Source organism: Kitasatospora sp. NBC_01250 (genome assembly GCF_036226465.1).
GTDB lineage: Bacteria > Actinomycetota > Actinomycetes > Streptomycetales > Streptomycetaceae > Kitasatospora.
Genome location: NZ_CP108476.1, coordinates 3974065 through 3994665 on the forward strand (window position 1 = coordinate 3974065; position 20601 = coordinate 3994665).

General features: G+C 69.2%; 16 protein-coding genes and 1 tRNA gene. 3 read left to right on the top strand and 14 right to left on the bottom strand.

Annotation, left to right across the window (positions count from 1 at the left end):
- Positions 1 to 53: 53 nt before the first annotated feature.
- From OG500_RS16285 to OG500_RS16345, 13 genes are all read right to left on the bottom strand, one after another.
- On the bottom strand, positions 54 to 734 hold the full coding sequence (locus tag OG500_RS16285; RefSeq protein WP_327067400.1) for a DUF4097 family beta strand repeat-containing protein: 681 nt from the start codon (positions 732 to 734) through the stop codon (positions 54 to 56).
- Between the two features lie 200 nt (positions 735 to 934).
- Entirely contained in the window at positions 935 to 4840 is a 3906-nt protein-coding gene (locus OG500_RS16290) for a DNA-directed RNA polymerase subunit beta' (RefSeq protein WP_327067401.1), read from the bottom strand.
- A 101-nt stretch (positions 4841 to 4941) separates the two neighbouring features.
- Complete coding sequence (rpoB, locus tag OG500_RS16295; RefSeq protein WP_327067402.1) at positions 4942 to 8415, bottom strand: DNA-directed RNA polymerase subunit beta; 3474 nt, start codon at positions 8413 to 8415, stop codon at positions 4942 to 4944.
- A gap of 597 nt (positions 8416 to 9012) precedes the next feature.
- Complete coding sequence (rplL, locus tag OG500_RS16300) at positions 9013 to 9393, bottom strand: 50S ribosomal protein L7/L12 (RefSeq protein ID WP_327067403.1); 381 nt, start codon at positions 9391 to 9393, stop codon at positions 9013 to 9015.
- A 91-nt stretch (positions 9394 to 9484) separates the two neighbouring features.
- Entirely contained in the window at positions 9485 to 10048 is a 564-nt protein-coding gene (gene rplJ, locus OG500_RS16305) for a 50S ribosomal protein L10 (protein ID WP_327067404.1), read from the bottom strand.
- A 355-nt stretch (positions 10049 to 10403) separates the two neighbouring features.
- Positions 10404 to 11258, bottom strand: a complete 855-nt coding sequence (locus tag OG500_RS16310; protein WP_329580928.1) for a hypothetical protein — start codon at positions 11256 to 11258, stop codon at positions 10404 to 10406.
- A gap of 53 nt (positions 11259 to 11311) precedes the next feature.
- A complete protein-coding gene (locus OG500_RS16315; protein ID WP_327067406.1) occupies positions 11312 to 12271 on the bottom strand; it encodes a hypothetical protein in 960 nt (319 codons plus the stop codon).
- 32 nt (positions 12272 to 12303) lie between these two features.
- Positions 12304 to 13185 (bottom strand): hypothetical protein, encoded by an 882-nt coding sequence (locus OG500_RS16320; protein ID WP_329580931.1) that lies wholly within the window; start codon positions 13183 to 13185, stop codon positions 12304 to 12306.
- Between the two features lie 188 nt (positions 13186 to 13373).
- On the bottom strand, positions 13374 to 14096 hold the full coding sequence (gene rplA / locus OG500_RS16325; protein ID WP_327067408.1) for a 50S ribosomal protein L1: 723 nt from the start codon (positions 14094 to 14096) through the stop codon (positions 13374 to 13376).
- Between the two features lie 70 nt (positions 14097 to 14166).
- On the bottom strand, positions 14167 to 14601 hold the full coding sequence (gene rplK / locus OG500_RS16330; protein ID WP_266296769.1) for a 50S ribosomal protein L11: 435 nt from the start codon (positions 14599 to 14601) through the stop codon (positions 14167 to 14169).
- Positions 14602 to 14757: 156 nt separating this feature from the next.
- A complete protein-coding gene (nusG, locus tag OG500_RS16335) occupies positions 14758 to 15702 on the bottom strand; it encodes a transcription termination/antitermination protein NusG (RefSeq protein WP_329580934.1) in 945 nt (314 codons plus the stop codon).
- A gap of 221 nt (positions 15703 to 15923) precedes the next feature.
- The gene (gene secE, locus OG500_RS16340; RefSeq protein WP_327067410.1) at positions 15924 to 16295 is read right to left on the bottom strand and encodes a preprotein translocase subunit SecE; all 372 of its coding nucleotides are present in this window, start codon (positions 16293 to 16295) and stop codon (positions 15924 to 15926) included.
- 163 nt (positions 16296 to 16458) lie between these two features.
- Positions 16459 to 16531, bottom strand: a tRNA-Trp gene (locus tag OG500_RS16345).
- Positions 16532 to 16782: 251 nt separating this feature from the next.
- Between OG500_RS16345 and OG500_RS16350 the strand changes: the two genes are divergently transcribed.
- The 3 genes from OG500_RS16350 to OG500_RS16360 all read left to right on the top strand — a co-directional run bounded on the left by OG500_RS16350 (position 16783) and on the right by OG500_RS16360 (position 19424).
- Complete coding sequence (locus tag OG500_RS16350) at positions 16783 to 18021, top strand: pyridoxal phosphate-dependent aminotransferase (protein WP_327067411.1); 1239 nt, start codon at positions 16783 to 16785, stop codon at positions 18019 to 18021.
- A 105-nt stretch (positions 18022 to 18126) separates the two neighbouring features.
- A complete protein-coding gene (locus OG500_RS16355) occupies positions 18127 to 19152 on the top strand; it encodes an adenosine deaminase (RefSeq protein WP_329580938.1) in 1026 nt (341 codons plus the stop codon).
- A gap of 35 nt (positions 19153 to 19187) precedes the next feature.
- Positions 19188 to 19424 (top strand): hypothetical protein, encoded by a 237-nt coding sequence (locus tag OG500_RS16360; RefSeq protein WP_327067413.1) that lies wholly within the window; start codon positions 19188 to 19190, stop codon positions 19422 to 19424.
- Between the two features lie 22 nt (positions 19425 to 19446).
- On the opposite strand, the gene OG500_RS16365 is transcribed toward OG500_RS16360, so the two are convergent.
- Positions 19447 to 20502 (bottom strand): UDP-N-acetylmuramate dehydrogenase, encoded by a 1056-nt coding sequence (locus tag OG500_RS16365; protein WP_329580942.1) that lies wholly within the window; start codon positions 20500 to 20502, stop codon positions 19447 to 19449.
- Between the last annotated feature and the right edge of the window lie 99 nt (positions 20503 to 20601).

A 20601-nucleotide genomic window follows, 5' to 3' on the forward strand; every position in this document is an offset into this window, starting at 1 on the left:
GGAGCCTATCGGCACAGGTCAACAGGTCGTGGACGGGCTGCAGCCGGTCCACCTCAGGCATGCGCGACGGTGACGTTGCCGGTGTCGGACTCGGCGTCGATCGCATGGCCCGAGGCGGCGTCCTGTGCGACCGTCACCTTGACGCTGCCCGTGTCGGCCGTGGCCTTGACGGCGTAACCGCCGGCCGGCACGACCACCTTGACGTTGCCGGTCGAGGTCTTCGCGGTCACCGAGCCCGGCACACCGGTGAAGGTCGCGGAGACGTCCCCGGTGGACGAGCCGAGGCTGGCGCTGGCGCTGCTGAGGTTCACGCCCTCGACCGAGCCGGTACCGGTGTCGGCCCGCACCCCCGCGCTCAGCCCGGACAGGTGCACGTCGCCGGTGCCCGCGCTGACCTTGACGTCCGTGCCCGCCGGGACGTCGACCTCGTAGTCGATCCCGCAGTCGTCGTGGCAGGTGTAGGTGAGCGTGAGGGTGCCGTCGGCCACCGTGTGCGTGCTGGTGGGCGCCTTGCTGTCGTAGTTCTGGTGCTCCACCACGTGCACCCCGGTGCCGGCCCCGACCACCCGGATGTTGCCGGTCTTCCCGTTGACCACCAGGGCGTGCACCGGCTGGTCGATCCCGTAGCCGACGACGCTGTGCTGCTGCCCGTCGAAGAAGCAGCCGGACATCCCGAAGACGACGAAGCCGGTGATCGCGGTGCAGCCGAGCAGCCGGGTCAGGCGCTGGTTCATCTGAGGTGTCCCCCTGTGCCGTGGGCCCGGACCATCCGGACCGACCCCCTCAGCCTGCCCGCCCGACCCCCGCCGCGGGATCGCTCCCCCGAGCGGTTTGCCCGCCTCCCCCGCGCGGGGGAGGCCGCCCGCGAGCGCCCGGGAACGCCGCTGGGCGGCCACCCCGGAAAGGGGTGACCGCCCAGCGGTGTTCGGACCACTCAGCCCGTGTACGGGCCGTAGTCGTAGTCGTCCAGCGGGACCGCCTGGCCGGAGCCGGCGCCGAACGGCGACAGGTCGTAGTCGTCGTAGCCGACGGCCGAGTACATCGCGGCCTTGGCCTCCTCGGTCGGCTCGACCCGGATGTTGCGGTAGCGGGGCAGACCCGTACCGGCCGGGATGAGCTTACCGAGGATGACGTTCTCCTTGAGGCCCAGCAGCGGGTCCGACTTGGCGTGGATCGCCGCGTCGGTGAGCACCCGGGTCGTCTCCTGGAAGGAGGCGGCCGACAGCCAGGACTCGGTGGCAAGCGAGGCCTTGGTGATACCCATCAGCTGCGGACGGCCGGAGGCGGGGTGACCGCCCTCGGAGACCACGCGACGGTTCTCGGTCTCGAACCGGCCGCGCTCGACGAGCTCGCCCGGGAGCAGCTCGGCGTCGCCCGACTCGATGATCGTCACGCGGCGGAGCATCTGCCGGATGATGATCTCGATGTGCTTGTCGTGGATCGACACGCCCTGGTTGTTGTAGACCTTCTGGACCTCGGCGACCAGGTGGATCTGGACCGCACGCTGGCCCATGATCCGCAGCACGTCGTGCGGGTTGGTGGCACCGACGGTCAGCTTCTGGCCGACCTCGACCGCCTGACCCTCGCTGACCAGCAGCTTCACACGCTTGGAGACCGGGTAGGCGATCTCGTCCGTGCCGTCGTCCGGGGTGACGACGATCTTGCGGGTCTTCTCGGTGTCCTCGATGCGGGCCCGGCCCTGCGCCTCCGAGATCGGGGCCACACCCTTGGGGGTACGGGCCTCGAAGAGCTCGACGACACGCGGCAGACCCTGGGTGATGTCGTCACCGGCCACACCACCGGTGTGGAAGGTACGCATCGTCAGCTGGGTGCCGGGCTCACCGATGGACTGGGCGGCGATGATGCCGACCGCCTCACCGATGTCGACCAGCTTGCCGGTGGCCAGCGAACGGCCGTAGCAGAAGGCACAGGTGCCGACGGCCGACTCGCAGGTGAGGATCGAGCGGGTCTTGACCTCGGCGATGCCGTGGCGGATCAGCTCGTCGATCAGCACGTCACCGAGGTCGGTGTTGGCGGTCGCGACGAGCTTGCCGTCGACGGTGATGTCCTCGGCCAGCATGCGGGCGTAGACGCTGGTCTCGACGTCGTCCGTCTTGCGCAGGACGCCGTCCTCGCCGACCGTGCCGATCGCCAGCTTGAGGCCGCGCTCGGTGCCGCAGTCCTCCTCGCGGATGATCACGTCCTGCGAGACGTCCACCAGACGACGGGTCAGGTAACCCGAGTCGGCGGTACGCAGCGCGGTGTCGGCCAGACCCTTACGGGCACCGTGGGTGGAGATGAAGTACTCCAGCACGGACAGGCCCTCACGGAACGAGGCCTTGATGGGACGCGGGATGGTCTCGTTCTTGGCGTTCGACACCAGACCACGCATACCGGCGATCTGACGCATCTGCATCATGTTTCCGCGAGCACCCGAGTCGACCATCATGAAGATGGGGTTGGTCTTCGGGAAGTTCGCGTTCATGGCCTCGGCAACCTCGTTGGTCGCCTTGGTCCAGATGTTGACCATTTCCTGCTTGCGCTCGTCGTTGGTCATCAGACCGCGCTCGTAGTTCTTCTGGACCTTCTCGGCCTGAGCCTCGTAGCCCTCGAGAATCTGCGGCTTGCTCGGCGGCACGACGACGTCCGAGATCGACACCGTGACACCCGAGCGGGTCGACCAGTGGAAGCCGGCCGCCTTCAGGTTGTCCAGGGTCGCCGCGACGATCACCTTGGGGTAGCGCTCCGCCAGGTCGTTGACGATCGCGGAGAGCTGCTTCTTGCCCACCTCGTAGTCGACGAACGGGTAGTCCTCGGGCAGCAGCTCGTTGAAGAGCGCGCGGCCCAGGGTGGTGCGCAGGCGGAAGGACTCGCCCTCCATCCACGCGGCCGGCTGGCCCTCGGTCCACTCGGGGTCGACCGGCGGGGTCCAGCCACGGGGCGGGACGGTGCCGATCGGCAGGCGCAGGTCGATCGGGGCCTGGACGTCCAGCTCGCGGGCGTCGAAGGCCATGATCGCCTCGGCGGTCGAGGAGAAGGAACGGCCACCGCCCTTCACCTCCTCGCGGTCCGAGGTGAGGAAGAACAGACCGAGCACCATGTCCTGGGTCGGCATGGTGACGGGGCGACCGTCGGCCGGCTTCAGGATGTTGTTCGAGGACAGCATCAGGATGCGGGCCTCGGCCTGCGCCTCCGCGGAGAGCGGCAGGTGGACGGCCATCTGGTCACCGTCGAAGTCCGCGTTGAACGCGGTGCAGACGAGCGGGTGGATCTGGATGGCCTTGCCCTCGACCAGCTGCGGCTCGAAGGCCTGGATGCCCAGGCGGTGCAGGGTGGGCGCACGGTTCAGCAGCACCGGGTGCTCGGCGATGACCTCTTCGAGGACGTCCCACACCACCGGGCGCGCGCGCTCGACCATGCGCTTGGCCGACTTGATGTTCTGCGCGTGGTTCAGGTCCACCAGGCGCTTCATCACGAACGGCTTGAAGAGCTCCAGCGCCATGGCCTTGGGCAGACCGCACTGGTGCAGCTTGAGCTGCGGGCCGACGACGATGACGGAGCGGGCCGAGTAGTCGACGCGCTTGCCGAGCAGGTTCTGACGGAAACGACCCTGCTTGCCCTTCAGCATGTCGCTGAGGGACTTCAGCGGACGGTTGCCGGGGCCCGTGACCGGGCGGCCGCGACGGCCGTTGTCGAAGAGGGCGTCGACCGCCTCCTGCAGCATGCGCTTCTCGTTGTTGACGATGATCTCGGGCGCGCCGAGGTCGAGAAGCCGCTTCAGGCGGTTGTTGCGGTTGATCACGCGGCGGTACAGGTCGTTCAGGTCGGAGGTCGCGAAGCGGCCACCGTCCAGCTGCACCATCGGACGCAGGTCCGGCGGGATGACCGGGACGCAGTCCAGCACCATGCCGTTGGGCTTGTTGGTGGTCTGCAGGAACGCGGAGACGACCTTGAGGCGCTTGAGCGCACGGGTCTTCTTCTGGCCCTTGCCGGTGCGGATGATCTCGCGCAGGCGCTCGGACTCCTCCGCCAGGTCGAAGGTCTCCAGGCGGTCCTTGAGGGCCGCGGCACCCATCGAGCCGGAGAAGTAGGTGCCGAAGCGGTCGCGCAGCTCGCGGTAGAGCAGCTCGTCGCCCTCGAGGTCCTGGACCTTGAGGTTCTTGAAGCGGGCCCACACCTCGTCGAGGCGGTCGATCTCGCGCTGCGCGCGGTCACGCAGCTGCTTCATCTCGCGCTCGGCACCCTCGCGCACCTTGCGGCGCACGTCGGCCTTGGCGCCCTCGGCCTCCAGCTCGGCCAGGTCGGTCTCGGCCTTCTTGGCACGCGCCTCGAGGTCCGCGTCACGGCGGTTCTCGATCTGCTGGCGCTCGACGGAGACGTGCGCCTCCAGCGACGGCAGGTCGCGCTGACGACGCTCGTCGTCGACCCAGGTGATCATGTAGGCGGCGAAGTAGATGACCTTCTCGAGGTCCTTCGGCGCCAGGTCGAGCAGGTAGCCCAGGCGGGACGGCACACCCTTGAAGTACCAGATGTGCGTGACCGGCGCGGCCAGCTCGATGTGGCCCATCCGCTCACGGCGCACCTTGGCGCGGGTCACCTCGACGCCGCAGCGCTCGCAGATGATGCCCTTGAAGCGGACACGCTTGTACTTACCGCAGTAGCACTCCCAGTCCCGGGTGGGACCGAAGATCTTCTCGCAGAAAAGGCCGTCCTTTTCCGGCTTCAACGTGCGGTAGTTGATGGTCTCCGGCTTCTTGACCTCGCCGTGCGACCACTGGCGGATGTCGTCGGCGGTCGCGAGGCCGATGCGGAGCTCGTCGAAGAAGTTGACGTCAAGCACTGGTCGTCAAGCCCTCTTTCGTAAGTCGAAAGTCGTTCATCTGGTCTGAGGGGGGCCTGGGGGCGGGCCGGCCGCTGGATCAGCGGCCGGCCCGGCCTCCGTCAGACCTCTTCGACGCTGCTCGGCTCGCGCCGGGACAGGTCAATACCGAGCTCCTCGGCTGCGCGGAAGACATCCTCGTCGGAGTCCCGCAGCTCGATGTTGGAGCCGTCCGAGGACAGCACCTCCACGTTGAGGCAGAGCGACTGCATTTCCTTGATGAGGACCTTGAAGGACTCGGGAATGCCGGGCTCGGGGATGTTCTCGCCCTTGACGATGGCCTCGTAGACCTTCACACGGCCGAGCACGTCGTCGGACTTGATGGTGAGGAGCTCCTGCAGCGCGTAGGCCGCGCCGTACGCCTCAAGGGCCCACACCTCCATCTCACCGAAGCGCTGACCACCGAACTGCGCCTTACCACCGAGCGGCTGCTGGGTGATCATCGAGTACGGACCGGTCGAACGGGCGTGCAGCTTGTCGTCGACCAGGTGGTGCAGCTTGAGGATGTACATGTAGCCGACCGAGACCGGCATCGGGAACGGCTCGCCGGAGCGGCCGTCGAACAGCCGGGCCTTACCGGTGGAGTTCACCAGGCGCTCACCGTCACGGGTGAGGGTGGTGTTGTCCAGCAGACCGGTGATCTCGTCCTCGCGGGCGCCGTCGAAGACCGGGGTGGCGAGGTTGGTGCCGCCCTCGACCTTGTCCGCGCCGATCGCCTGCAGGCGGCGGGCCCACTCCTCGCTGAGGCCGGAGACGTCCCAGCCCTGCTTGGCGAGCCAGCCGAGGTGGATCTCCAGGACCTGTCCCGGGTTCATTCGGGACGGGACACCCAGCGGGTTGAGGATGATGTCGACCGGGGTGCCGTCCTCGAGGAACGGCATGTCCTCGACCGGGAGGATCTTGGAGATGACACCCTTGTTGCCGTGCCGGCCGGCCAGCTTGTCACCGTTGGTGATCTTGCGCTTCTGGGCCACGTAGACCCGCACCAGCTGGTTGACGCCCGGGGGCAGCTCGTCGCCCTCTTCACGGTCGAAGACGCGCACGCCGATGACCTTGCCGGACTCACCGTGCGGCACCTTCAGCGAGGTGTCGCGGACCTCACGGGCCTTCTCGCCGAAGATCGCGCGCAGCAGGCGCTCCTCCGGGGTCAGCTCGGTCTCACCCTTCGGGGTGACCTTGCCGACCAGGATGTCGCCGGTGACGACGTCCGCGCCGATCCGGATGATGCCGCGCTCGTCGAGGTCGGCGAGGACCTCCTCGGAGACGTTCGGGATGTCCCGGGTGATCTCCTCGGGGCCCAGCTTGGTGTCACGGGCGTCGACCTCGTGCTCCTCGATGTGGATCGAGGAGAGGACGTCGTCCTGCACGAGGCGCTGCGACAGGATGATCGCGTCCTCGTAGTTGTGACCCTCCCAGGACATGAAGGCGACGAGCAGGTTCTTGCCCAGCGCCATCTCGCCCTCGTCGGTGCACGGGCCGTCGGCCAGCACCTGGCCGGCCTCGACCCGCACGCCCTCGTCCACGAGCACCTTCTGGTTGAAGGCGGTGCCCTGGTTGGAGCGGGTGAACTTGGCGGCGCGGTACGTGTTGTACGTGCCGTCGTCGTTGGCCACGGTGACGTAGTCGGCGGAGACCTCCTGGACGACACCGGCCTTCTCGGCGGTGATGACGTCCGCGGCGTCGACGGCGCAGCGGTACTCCATGCCGGTACCGACCACGGGCGCCTCGCTGCGCAGCAGCGGGACGGCCTGGCGCATCATGTTCGAGCCCATGAGCGCGCGGTTGGCGTCGTCGTGCTCGAGGAAGGGGATCATGGCGGTCGCGACCGACACCATCTGGCGCGGCGAGACGTCCATGTAGTCGATCTCGGTGCCGGGGATGTAGTCGATCTCGCCGCCACGGCGGCGCACCAGCACGCGGGGCTCGGCGAAGTGGAGGTCCTCGGTCAGCGGCGCGTTGGCCTGCGCGATGACGTAGCGGTCCTCCTCGTCAGCGGTCAGGTAGTCCACCTGCTCGGTGACGACACCGTCGACGACCTTGCGGTACGGGGTCTCGATGAAGCCGAAGGCGTTCACCCGTCCGTACGAGGCCAGCGACCCGATCAGACCGATGTTCGGGCCTTCCGGGGTCTCGATCGGACACATGCGGCCGTAGTGCGAGGGGTGCACGTCACGGACCTCGAAGCCGGCCCGCTCACGGGACAGACCACCGGGACCCAGCGCGGACAGACGACGCTTGTGGGTCAGGCCCGACAGCGGGTTCGTCTGGTCCATGAACTGGGACAGCTGGCTGGTGCCGAAGAACTCCTTGATGGAGGCGACGACCGGCCGGATGTTGATCAGGGTCTGCGGCGTGATCGCCTCGACGTCCTGGGTGGTCATGCGCTCGCGCACGACGCGCTCCATCCGGGCCAGGCCGGTGCGGACCTGGTTCTGGATGAGCTCGCCGACGTTGCGCAGGCGGCGGTTGCCGAAGTGGTCGATGTCGTCGACCTCGACCACGATGTCGCGGCCCTCGTCGTCACGCCACTCGGTCTCGCCCGCGTGCAGCTTCACCAGGTACTTGATCGCACCGATGATGTCGGGCTCGGTGAGCACGCCGGAGTCCAGCGACTCGGCGTTGCCCAGCTTGCGGTTGACCTTGTAGCGGCCGACCTTCGCGAGGTCGTAGCGCTTCGGGTTGAAGTAGAGGTTCTCGAGCAGCGTCTGCGCGGCCTCACGCGTGGGCGGCTCGCCCGGGCGCAGCTTGCGGTAGATGTCGAGCAGCGCGTCGTCCTGGCCCTGGGTGTGGTCCTTCTCCAGGGTGGCGCGCATCGACTCGTACTCGCCGAACTCCTCGAGAATCATCTCGTTGGTCCAGCCGAGGGCCTTGAGCAGGACGGTGACCGACTGCTTGCGCTTGCGGTCGATGCGGACACCGACCATGTCGCGCTTGTCGATCTCCATCTCGAGCCAGGCACCACGCGAGGGGATGACCTTGCAGGAGAAGATGTCCTTGTCGGACACCTTGTCCAGGGTGGAGTCGAAGTAGACGCCCGGGGAGCGGACCAGCTGCGAGACGACGACACGCTCGGTGCCGTTGATCACGAACGTGCCCTTGTGGGTCATGAGCGGGAAGTCGCCCATGAAGACCGTCTGAGACTTGATCTCACCGGTCTCGTTGTTGGTGAACTCGGCCGTGACGAAGAGCGGGGCGGCGAACGTGAAGTCGCGGTCCTTGCACTCGTCAATCGAGTTCTTCGGCGGCTCGAAACGGTGGTCGCGGAAGGTCAGGGACATCGACCCGCTGAAGTCCTCGATCGGGGAGATCTCTTCGAAGATCTCCTCCAGACCGGACTTGGTGGGGACGTCCTGACCACTCTCCAGGGCCGCCTCGACCCGGGACTTCCAGGCCGCATTGCCGAGCAGCCAGTCAAAGCTCTCGGTCTGCAGGGCCAGGAGGTTCGGGACCTCGAGGGGCTCCTTGATCTTCGCGAAGGAGACGCGGAGCGGGGCGGTGGAATTGGCGTTGTTCGAGGCGTTGCGCGGCGCGGCCAAGAGGGGGGTCCTTCCGAGGGCTCGGAGCTCACTGCGCGCGTACCGGCCGGGCCTTGCCGAGGGGGGAAACCCCAGGTCAGGGCAGCGCACACTCCGGGCGACGAGTCACGGAGCAGCTAACAGGCAGCGCAAAGGGACAGTGTAGCCAAACGGCACACTGCTGTCCAGCCCTGATTCGGAGACCGAATCGGACACTCCCTACTGCTCGTCCTGCCACTGCGCACTGCAGCGGTGCCCAACCTCGCCTGAGGCCGGCACCGCGACTCACGTGAGTCATTTCCCGCCGCGACCCCGGGTTATGCATCCGGGGACACTCAAACTAACGGCCAACCGCCCTCACGGTGTCGGCGCGCGACTTGAGAATCGCGCGCCGCGTGCCGTTCGTCAAGGCCCGGCCGAAGCGCGGACCTCGCACTCTTCATCGCTCTGCGCCCCCACCGCGTTACACCGGACCTGTCGGCGGCCGTGGCTGCCCGGTCGATGATCAACGGCATCGAACGTGATCACCTTACCGGCCCGCACCGACACAAAAGGCCGGGCCGGCCACCCCGCGAGGGGTGGCCGGCCCGGCCGGAGTGCTCACTCAGGAGCGAGAAGTCACTTGACGGTGACCTTGGCGCCAGCGGCCTCGAGGGCAGCCTTGGCCTTCTCGGCAACGTCCTTCGCGACCTTCTCCAGCACCTTGGCGCCGGCGGTGTCAACGAGGTCCTTGGCCTCCTTCAGGCCGAGGGAGGTCAGGGTGCGCACCTCCTTGATGACCTGGATCTTCTTGTCGCCGGCACCGTCGAGGATGACGTCGAACTCGTCCTGCTCCTCGACGGCCTCAACGGCACCCGGGGCGGCAGCGGCGGCAACGGCAACCGGAGCGGCGGCGGTGACGTCGAACTTCTCCTCGAAGGCCTTCACGAACTCGGAGAGCTCGATCAGGGTCATGCCCTCGAACTGCTCGAGCAGGTCGTCCTGGGACAGCTTCGCCATGATGGCGTCCTTCCACTAAATCGGCAGGTGGTGCCGGATGTACGGGATTGGCGGGCGCGGGCCCGCAGCGAGGGCGTCAGCCCGTCGCCGATCACTCGGCGGCGGCGTCCTCGGCGGGAGCCGGCGTACCGGCACCGCCCTGCTCGGCCTTCTTCTCGCGCAGCGCGTCCACGGTACGGACGAGCTTCGAGGGCAGGGCCTGGAAGAGCGCAGCAGCCTGGGAGGGCTTGGCCTTCATGGCACCCGCCAGCTTGGCGAGCAGAACCTCGCGGGACTCGAGGTCCGCGAGCTTCTTGATCTCATCGGCGGACAGCGCCTTGCCATCAAGGACACCGCCCTTGATGACGAGAGCGGGGTTCTCCTTGGCGAAGTCACGCAGAGCCTTCGCCGACTCCACCGGGTCACCGGTGACGAAGGCGACAGCCGTCGGACCGGTGAACTGGTCGTCGAGCTCAGTGATCCCGGCCTCGTTGGCCGCAATCTTGGTCAGCGTGTTCTTCACCACGGCGTACTGGGCGTTGTCACCCAGCGAGCGACGCAGGGTCTTGACCTGCTTCACCGTCAGACCGCGGTACTCGGTCAGCACGGCCGCGTTGGAGGAACGGAACTTGTCCGCGATCTCCGCGACGGCAGCAGCCTTGTCGGGCCTTGCCATAGGCTTACGCCTCCTTCCGTGATGTCGAGGTCGGCCGACCTGGACAAGTCGACCTACACTGCCTCGGACCACCAGAAGGGCGCCTACGCGGAGAAAGCCTCTGCGGAGAACGGGAAAAGCCCCGGTGCGCAGGCGCACGGGGCTCAGTACGGACCTCGACGGACGCACGAAACCGTACGAACCGGAAGTCCAAGCTCCAAACACTCCTGCGCGGGCTGCCTGCGACGAAGCGCAGATCCTTCGGTCGGGCGTCCCCTTGCGGACACACCACGACAACCAGCGGTCTTTGGCAGGTTTCAGCGTACAAGACGAGAACTTGTGCACCAAATCGAGCATGCGCAAGGCCGTGCGGTCCTCAGGAGCCGCCGCCCTGGGTGTCGCTCTCGGCCGGGGCCTGGACGGCGAGGTTGCCGCCGAACTCGCTGTACTGGATCACCTGGTCCAGGTCGCCCTTGGTGCCGGTGCCGCCGCGCTGGAGCTGGACCAGCTGGTCCTTGTCGTTGAGCCACAGGTCCAGGTTGAGCGTGGTCACCCCGCCCTGGCCCAGCGTGGCGGCCAGCGAGTCCCGGCGGTCGGCGGTGAGCAGGTTCTGCTGGGCCGCGGCGTAGTCGGCCACCGAGAGGCTGGCCGTGTAGTGCTCCACCGTGCTGTCGCCCAGCTTCTCCTCCCCCAGCTTGCGCAGGTCGGGGGCGTTGGCCGCGGCGGTGACCGCCTCCAGCGGGTTGAGCTGGTCGACCAGGGCGGCGAACGGGGTCACCGGGCGGCCGTCGGGACCCATCACCTCCGGCGACTTCTGCCAGTGCTTGCCGCCGAGCCGGGCCGCGGTGGCCGCGTCGCCGCCCTGGTAGCTGACGGTGTCCATGATGATCAGCTGGTCGGTGGCGCCCGGGTTGGTCTTCGTCAGCTGCATGATCGTGCGCGGCGCCCAGTAGAGCGAGCCGTCGGCGCTGTCGCTCTTGCCGTCCGGGGTGACGAAGCGGTAGCTGAGCTTGGCCCGGCGGGCGGTCTGCAGCACCTGCTCGGCCGAGAGCAGCACGCCCTGCGGGGAGCGGTCGGTCGGCTTGTCCGTGGGCGAGGCGGATCCGGTGGACGGGACGGCCGAGGTGGGCAGCGTCACCGCGCCGCCGGCCGAGCCGCCGCAGGCGGCCAGGGTGGCGATGAGCGCGGCGGCCACCGCCGTGGCACCTGCCGCCGTGCGCCGTCGCGCCACGCTCATCACCTCCCGTCCGGTCCGTCTTCCTCAGGGTGCCACGCGTCCCCTGATCAGTCTGCGGCGGGCTGGGTCTGCCCCGGCTGCCCCAGCTGCTTGCCCGCCTGGGCGAGCAGCTGGGCCGCGTCCAGGGTGTCGTCGGCCGCCGGCGGGGTGGCCGTGACCTGGGTGCCGTAGTCGGAGTAGCTGACCGAGGCGTCGATCGGACCGTTGCCGGTCTGGGACTTGGTCTCCTGCTTGACCAGCAGGCCCTGGCCGTCGACCCAGACGTCGTAGTGCGCGCTGGTGACGCCCTGGCTCTGCAGCTGCTGGCGCAGCGCGTCGACCTGGTCCTGGGTGAGCGCGCCCTGCCCGGCCATCTGGGCGAGCGTCAGGTCGGCCGTGTAGTGGGTCACCTGAGCCCCGTTGAGGGTCTCCTTGCCGACCTCGGTCACCTTGCCGGAGGCGATCGCCGCCTGGACCGCCGCCACCGGGTCGGCGCTCTTCAGGCCGTTCTTGATGGTGGCACCGGCCGGGCCCATGATCTTGGCGAGGTCGTCGTAGGAGTACTTGAACCAGTGCTTGCCGCCCATCTGGTCGACCGTCGCCTGCGGCATGTGCATGTTGACGTAGAGCGCGTCGGTCTGGAAGACGGCATCCGCCGCCCCGTTGGTGCCGAGCTTGCTCGTCACGGCGGACGGCAGCTGCATCGTCATCGAGCCGACCAGGCCGTTCGCCCAGGACACCGCACCCTGGTAGGTGATGGAGCCGGACGGGGTCGTGATGGCCTCGTTGATCTTGGCCGACTTCTGGGCGCTGCTCTTGGCGCTGACCTGCTGGAGGAAGGCGGCCGGGGTGACGGCGGCCGGCGACTGGGCGGCACCGGGGCTGCTGCTCGCCGCCGAGGGTGCGGCGCTGCCGGCGGCCTGGGTCTTCTTGCCGGTGGACGAGTCCGGGCCACAGGCCGCCAGGCCTGCGGTCAGGGCGGCCACCACGGCCGCGGCGGCGAGGGTGCGAGTACGGGTCCTGGTCATGCGAATCCCCTCCCTGGGGTCCCTGCGGTTGGTCAGCCGAGGCTGCTGAGCAGCTTCGCTGCGACGGTCGGGTCGGCCTGGTCGCTCGCGGCGGGCGCGCTGACGCTGACCTTCACGCCCAGGTCCGCGTACTTGACGGTGCTGGCGGTCGGGTTGGCGCCGGTGCTCGGAGAGGAGCCGTCGACGTTCTGCTCGCCCATCTGGAGCAGCTGGTGCTTGGCGTCCACCCAGAAGTCGGTGATGACGGTCGAACCGCCGTCGGTGACCACCTGCAGGGCGGCCTTGCGCTGCGCGTCGCTGAGGCTCGGCATCTTGCCGACCAGGTCGGCGGCCTGCATCGTGCTGCGGTAGTGCGTGGTGGCGGCGCCGGCCACCTGCTCGGAGCCCACCTTGCTGAGGGTGCCGTTCTGCGCCGCGACGGTGAGCTCGGCGGTCGGGTCCATCAGCACGGCGAGCGCGGTGAACGGATCGCCGAGGCCGCTGCCGCCGCCGGCGGCCAGGTTGACCCAGTGCTTGCCGCCGAGCAGCGCGGCCTGGTCGTCGGCCACGCCGAGGTACGAACCACCGTCCACCAGACGGAACTTGACGGTCTTCCCGGACTCCTGCTCGGCCAGGTCGAGGGCCGGCTTGGTGCCCCAGGCGTACACGCCGGTGCCGTTGCCCGAGGAGCTGTCACTCGAACTGACGGTCACGTTGGCGCTGCCGGCCTTCTGCATCACGGCGGCCGACTCCAGCAGCGCCGCCTTCGAGCCGAGATCCGGCGCGCCGGCCGCACCGGCCGCGGCACCGGCCGAGGCGACGGCGCCCGCACTGCCTGAGCCGCTGGAGCTCTTGCTACTGCTGCTGCAAGCGGTCAGTGAACCGACCAGCAGCGCCGGCACGGCCAGCGCCACTGCGATGCGCGCACTGCGCACGACGGTTTCCCCCTTTTGTACGTCCAACCGATGACCTGCGGACTCTAGCCGACCGTGAAGACACCGGGGAAAGGGGTTTCGGTTCCTCGGGGGAACGCGTCAGGGCCCGCACCCCTTGCGGGATGCGGGCCCTGAAAGTGCGTCAGACCTGAGTCAGGTCAGCCCGGCACGGATCGGACCGATGAAGGTCAGATCGACGCCGGGTCCTCCTCGACGAGGAGGTTGCGGGTGCGGTTCGGGTCCACCTGGATGCCGGGGCCCATGGTGGTGGAGACCGCGGTCTTCTTGATGTAGCGGCCCTTGGCAGCGGACGGCTTGGCCCGCAGGACCTCGTCGAGCGCGGCGGCGTAGTTCTCGACCAGCTGCTCGTCGGTGAAGGAGGCCTTACCGATGATGAAGTGCAGGTTCGAGTGCTTGTCCACGCGGAACTCGATCTTGCCGCCCTTGATGTCCGTGACAGCCTTCGCCACGTCCGGGGTGACGGTGCCGGTCTTCGGGTTCGGCATCAGACCACGGGGACCGAGCACGCGGCCCAGGCGGCCGACCTTGCCCATGAGGTCCGGGGTGGCGACGACGGCGTCGAAGTCCAGGCGACCCTTGGCAACCTCGTCGATGAGCTCGTCGGAGCCGACGATGTCGGCGCCCGCAGCCTCCGCAGCCGCTGCACGCTCGCCGGTCGCGAAGACCAGGACCCGGGCGGTCTTACCGGTGCCGTGCGGCAGGTTGACGGTGCTGCGGACCATCTGGTCGGCCTTGCGCGGGTCGACACCCAGGCGCATGGCAACCTCGACGGTCGCGTCGAACTTGGAGGTGGAGGTCTCCCGGGCGAGGCGGATGGCCTCGAGCGGGGCGTACAGGCGGTCGCGGTCGACCTTGAGGTCCGCGGCCTTGAGGGCCTTGCTGCGCTTCACTGCTGCTCCTGAAGGGTGGAGTTGTGGTGTACGGGCCGCGCTGGCCCTACCACTGAACGGAAGGGGGTTTTCAGCCCTCGACGGTGATGCCCATGGACCGGGCGGTACCCGCGATGATCTTCTCCGCGGCGTCCAGGTCGTTGGCGTTCAGGTCGGGGAGCTTGGTGGTGGCGATCTCGCGCACCTGGGCCGAGGTCAGCTTGGCGACCTTGGTCTTGTGCGGCTCGCCGGAGCCCTTCTCGACGCCCGCGGCCTTCAGGATGAGGCGCGCGGCCGGCGGGGTCTTGGTGATGAAGGTGAAGCTGCGGTCGTCGTAGACCGTGATCTCCACCGGCACGACCATGCCACGCTGCGACTCGGTCGCGGCGTTGTAGGCCTTGCAGAACTCCATGATGTTGACGCCGTGCTGACCCAGCGCGGGGCCGACCGGCGGGGCCGGGTTGGCCGCACCGGCGTTGATCTGGAGCTTGATAAGCCCCGTGACCTTCTTCTTCTTGGGAGGCATGTCTCTCCGGGTCCTTCCTTCGATGGACGTGTGCACGGCTCCGGGGCGACACCCGGGTATGCGTACACACAGCGGACCAGGCTAACGCGGATGCGCCGCCTGGCCAAAACGGATTCGGGGTGGGGACGCGCCCCACCCCGAATCCGAAGACCTGTGTCAGTTCTTCTGGATCTGGTCGAACGACAGCTCGACCGGGGTCTCCCGGCCGAAGATCTCGACCAGGCCCTTGACCTTCTTCGAGTCCGGGTTGATCTCGTTGATGGTCGCCTGCAGGGTGGCGAACGGGCCGTCGGTGACGGTGACCGAGTCGCCGACCTCGAAGTCGAGCACCTGGATCTCGGCCGGGCGGACCGGCGAGGGCTTGCCGGCCTCCTTCGCGGCGGCGCGCTCGACGTCGGGGGCGAGCATCTTGACGACCTCGTCCAGGGTCAGCGGGTACGGGTCGTAGGCGTTGCCCACGAAGCCGGTGACACCGGGGGTGTTGCGCACGACGCCCCAGGACTCGGCGGTCAGGTCGATGCGGACCAGCACGTAGCCGGGGAGCTTGTTCTGCCGGATCGTCTTGCGGTCGCCGTTCTTGATCTGGACGACCTCCTCCTGCGGCACCTCGGCCTGGAAGATGTAGTCCTCGACGTTGAGCGAGACGGCGCGCTGCTCCAGGTTCTGCTTGACCCGGTTCTCGTAGCCCGCGTAGGTGTGGATCACGTACCACTCGCCGGGCAGGGTGCGCAGCTCCTCGCGGAACTTGGCGACCGGGTCGACCTGCTCCTCGACCAGCTCGACGTCCTCGGCAGCGGCCTCGTCCTCGACGGTCCCGTCCTCGGCAGCCTCGTCCTCAGCGGTCTCGGCGTCCTCGGCGGCCTCAGCGTCCTCGACGTCGCTCACCTCGTGCAGCGCGGCCTCCTCGGCGGGCTCGCCGGCCTCGGCCTCGTCCGCCGCCTCGACCTCGTCCTCGTCCACCGCGTCGACGATCTGCTCCCCGTCGGTGGGCTGCTCGGCGAAGTCGGCCTCGGCGTCGGCAGCCTCAGCCGCGTCCAGCTCGGCGGCGACATCCGCCTCGCTGACGGTCTCGTCGGCGTCGTACAGAGGGGACTCAGACACGGTGGCTGCTTCTTTCCTGGAGGTGTGGAGATGGTACGGCTCCGGGGCGCGCCCGCCCCGGGCCCGTGGGCGCGGGCGCGGGTGGCACGACTCGAAGTCTCAACAGTACCCAGTCAACGGTAGCGGGCTCGTCCGCACGGCGGCGACAGCTCGACCCGGGCGGTCCCCCGTTGGTGCTCGGAGGTCCGACCGGGTCGAGTGGTGATGCTGTGGGGGCTGGATCAGCCGAAGATCCAGAAGCTGGCCTTGGCGAAGCCCCAGTCCAGGGTCGCGACCAGGCCGATCATGACGGCCACGAAGACCACCACGACGCTGGTGTAGTTCATCAGCTCGCTCTTGGTCGGCCAGACGACCTTGCGGAGCTCGGCGATGATCTGGCGGTAGTACAGCCCCATCCGGGCGAACAGCCCCGCCTTGGCGCGCTTGCCGGGCGTCTTGCCGCCGTCGGCATCCCGGTTGGCGCGCTTGCGCTCACGGCGGGAGAGAGCCTTGCCACCCTCGCTCGCAGTGCCCTCGGCGGTGTCGACCGCGTCCTCGGCACCCTCGGGGTTGCCGCTCTCAGGCGTTGCGGTGGAGCCCGTGGTCTCCGTCACTCGTCCTCACCTGAATCCGGGTCCAGCCGAAGGTCACCGACGTGCCATGGAAGCACGGGCGATCCGGCGCAGTGCTGAATGGAAGTGCTGAACAACTTTCGCCCTTTCCGCGTCAAGCCCGCTCGCTCTTGTGGAGCGAACGGGCTGGACGAGGATCAAGCAGCAGGGCACGAGGGACTTGAACCCCCAACCGCCGGTTTTGGAGACCGGTGCTCTACCAATTGAGCTAGTACCCTTCGGTGCCTCGCGGCTCCGAGTCGACGCCCAACCTACCGCATCCGACCGTCGGCGTGCTGAACGCTTCTGATCTTCGCGGTGCGGTGGTGCCGTCGATCAGTGAGTGTACGGGTTCAACGGCGTTTGGTCGAACCTCTTGCGTCGGACGGCAGCCGACCCGGCCACCGGGCAGGGTCACCAGGTGGACGGGACGCGTACGGATGCTGAAACCGCCCCCCGGCGGCCCGCCGGCTTCTGCGACGATGCAGATATGAGCGCTTCCTCCCCCGCCAACGTCCGCCCCGCCGACCGCCGGGTCTCCGCCCGGGTCGGCGCCATCGCCGAGTCCGCCACCCTCGCCGTCGATGCCAAGGCCAAGGCCCTCAAGGCGGCCGGCCGCCCGGTGATCGGCTTCGGGGCCGGTGAGCCCGACTTCCCGACCCCGGACTACATCGTCGCCGCCGCCGTCGAGGCGTGCCGGGACCCGAAGAACCACCGGTACACCCCCGCCGGCGGCCTGCCCGAGCTCAAGGCGGCCATCGCGGCGAAGACGCTGCGCGACAGCGGCTACCAGGTCGACGCCTCCCAGGTGCTGGTGACCAACGGCGGCAAGCAGGCCATCTACGAGGCCTTCGCGGCCATCCTGGACCCGGGCGACGAGGTCATCGTCCCGGCCCCGTACTGGACCACCTACCCCGAGTCGATCCAGCTGGCCGGCGGCGTCCCGGTCGAGGTGGTGGCCGACGAGACCACCGACTACAAGGTCTCGGTGGCCCAGTTGGAGGCGGCCAGGACCGAGAACACCAAGGTGGTGCTCTTCGTCTCGCCGTCCAACCCGACCGGCTCGGTCTACACCGAGGCCGAGGCGGAGGCGATCGGCCGCTGGGCGCTCGAGCACGGCCTGTGGGTGCTCACCGACGAGATCTACCAGCACCTGGTCTACGGCGACGCGACCTTCACCTCGCTGCCCGCGCTGCTGCCCGCGCTGGCCGACAAGTGCATCGTGGTCAACGGGGTGGCCAAGACCTACGCCATGACCGGCTGGCGGGTGGGCTGGATGATCGGCCCCAAGGACGTGGTGGCCGCCGCGGCCAACCTGCAGTCGCACGCCACCTCCAACGTGAGCAACGTGGCCCAGCGGGCCGCGCTGGCCGCGGTGAGCGGCGACCTGTCGGCCGTCGACGAGATGAAGGTCGCCTTCGACCGGCGCCGGCAGACCATCGTGCGGATGCTCAACGAGATCGAGGGCGTCCTGTGCCCCGAGCCGCTGGGCGCCTTCTACGTCTACCCGTCGGTCAAGGGCCTGCTGGGCAAGGAGATCCGCGGCAAGCGCCCGCAGACCTCCGCCGAGCTGGCCGCGCTGATCCTGGACGAGGCCGAGGTCGCCGTGGTCCCGGGCGAGGCCTTCGGCACCCCCGGCTACCTGCGGCTGTCCTACGCGCTGGGCGACGCGGACCTCGCCGAGGGCGTCAGCCGGATGCAGAAGCTGCTGGGCGAGGCGCGGGCCTGACCGCAGACGCGTCCGTCACCGCGGCGAGCACCGCCCCCGTCACCCTTGCGAGGGATCCGACGGGGGCGGTTCCCGTGGAAGGGGTGGATGCGGCAGGATTCGTGAATGGAAGAGCGAGACATCAGGGCGCTGCCGAAGGCCCATCTCCACCTGCACTTCACCGGTTCGATGCGTCCGGCAACCCTGCTGGAGCTCGCCGACAAGCACCGGGTCCGACTGCCCGAGGCACTCAGTTCCGCCGCACCTCCGAAGTTGCGGGCCACCGACGAGCGCGGCTGGTTCCGCTTCCAGCGCCTCTACGACACCGCCCGCTCGGTGCTGCGCGACGAGTCGGACATCCGCCGGCTCGTCCGGGAGACCGCCGAGGACGAGGTGACGGACGGCTCGCGCTGGCTGGAGATCCAGGTCGACCCGACCTCCTACGCCCCGCGCCTGGGCGGACTGATCCCGGCCCTGGAGCTGATCCTGGACGCGGTGCGTGAGGCCTCGGCCGCCACCGGCGTGGGGATCCGGGTCCTGGTCGCGGCGAACCGGATGAAGTCGGAGATGGACGCCCGGACGCTGGCCAGGCTCGCGGTGCGCTACACCGACCAGGGCGTGGTGGGCTTCGGGCTCTCGAACGACGAGCGGCGCGGGATGGCCAGGGACTTCGACCGGGCCTTCGAGATCGCCCACAAGGGCGGCCTGCTGGCCGCCCCGCACGGCGGCGAACTGGCCGGGCCCGACTCGGTGCGCGACTGCCTGGACGACCTGGGCGCGGGCCGGATCGGCCACGGGGTGCGGGCGGCCGAGGACCGGCGGCTGCTCCAGCGGCTGGCCGACCGGCAGATCACCTGCGAGGTCTGCCCGGCCTCCAACGTGGCGCTCGGCGTCTACGAGAAGGCGGCGGCGGTGCCGCTGCGGGCGCTGTTCGAGGCGGGGGTCCCGCTCGCGCTGGGCGCCGACGACCCGCTGCTCTTCGGCTCCCGGCTGGCGGCCCAGTACGAGCTGGCGCGCAACGTGCACGGCTTCTCCGACCAGGAGCTGGCCGAACTGGCCCGGCAGTCGATCCGCGGCTCCCGGGCACCGGAGGGCGTCCGCAAGGAACTGCTCGGCGAAATCGACACCTGGCTGACATCAGAACCTGCTTGACCGGCCCGGTGGCGACCATGGAAGGCTGACGCCCCATGAGTTCGCATCACGGCAGTGGTCATGGCACGACGCACACCACCACGCACACCAGCACCACGAGCCACAGCGTCCACACCACCACGACCCACCACGTGGTGCACCACGTCACCGTCGTGCACCACAGCTACTACTACCGGAGCACGCACGGCAGCGGACTCGGCCTGACGCTCGTGGTGCTGCTGGCCCTGATAGCCCTGGTGGTGTGGGCGCTGCTGCGCAGGGCGCGCGCCTGAGCCGCCCGCCCCCGGTGGGCCCTCAGAGCTCGACGCCGACCATCACCGGCTCGTTGACCAGCTGCACGCCGAAGGCGGCGTGCACACCGTCGCGGATCTCCCGGGCCAGCGTGAGCAGGTCCTCGGTGCTGGCGCGGCCACGGTTGGTCAGGGCCAGGGTGTGCTTGGTGGACAGGGTCGCGGGGCCGCTGCCGTAGCCCTTGCCGAAGCCGGCCCTGTCGATCAGCCAGGCCGCCGAGGTCTTGGTCCGGCCGTCCGCCGCGGGCCAGGCGGGGGCGGTGAGCTCGCGCTCGGCCAGGCGGCGCTGGAAGTCCTGGTACTGATCCGGCGTCAGCAGCGGGTTGGTGAAGAAGGAGCCGGCGGACCAGGTGTCGTGGTCGGCCGGGTCGAGCACCATGCCCTTGCCCGCGCGCAGCGCGAGCACCGTCTCGAAGGCGGTGCGCAGCGGCACCCGCTCGCCCGCCGCCACACCGAGGGTCTTGGCCACCTCGGGGTACCGGATCGGGCTGGAGGCCCCGTCGGCCGCCTCCAGGGCGAACCGCACCCGCAGCACCACGTACCGCTCGGGGTCGGCCTTGAAGCGGCTGTGGCGGTAGCCGAAGGCGCAGTCGGCGGCGGGCAGGGTGACCGTCGCCCGCTCGTGGCGGTCGTAGGCGACCACCTCGGTGATGGACTGCGAGACCTCCTGGCCGTAGGCGCCGACGTTCTGCACCGGAGTGGCGCCGGCCGAGCCGGGGATGCCCGCCAGGAACTCGATGCCCGCCAGGCCCGCCTCGACCGTGCGGGCCACCGCCTCGGACCAGACCTTGCCGGCCGCCAGCTCCAGCGCGGTGCCCGTCAGTTGGAAACCGGTGGTGGCGATCCGCAGCACGGTGCCGTCGAAGCCCCCGTCGCCGATCACCAGGTTGCTGCCGCCGCCGATCAGCAGCAGCGGCTCGCCGGCCGCGTCGGCGGCCTGGACGGCGGCGATCACCTCGGCGTCGGTGCGGGCGGTCACCAGCCGGCGGGCGGGGCCGCCGAGCCGCAGGGTGGTCAACGGGGCGAGTGGGGCGTTCTCGGTCACGTGCACGCGCTCCACGGTAATGGATGGGCCGGGCGCTGCTCCGCGCCGCCGCAGGACGCGAACGCGCCGCCCACGGAACGGGTCCGTGGGCGGCGCGTCGGGGTCCGGGGCCGG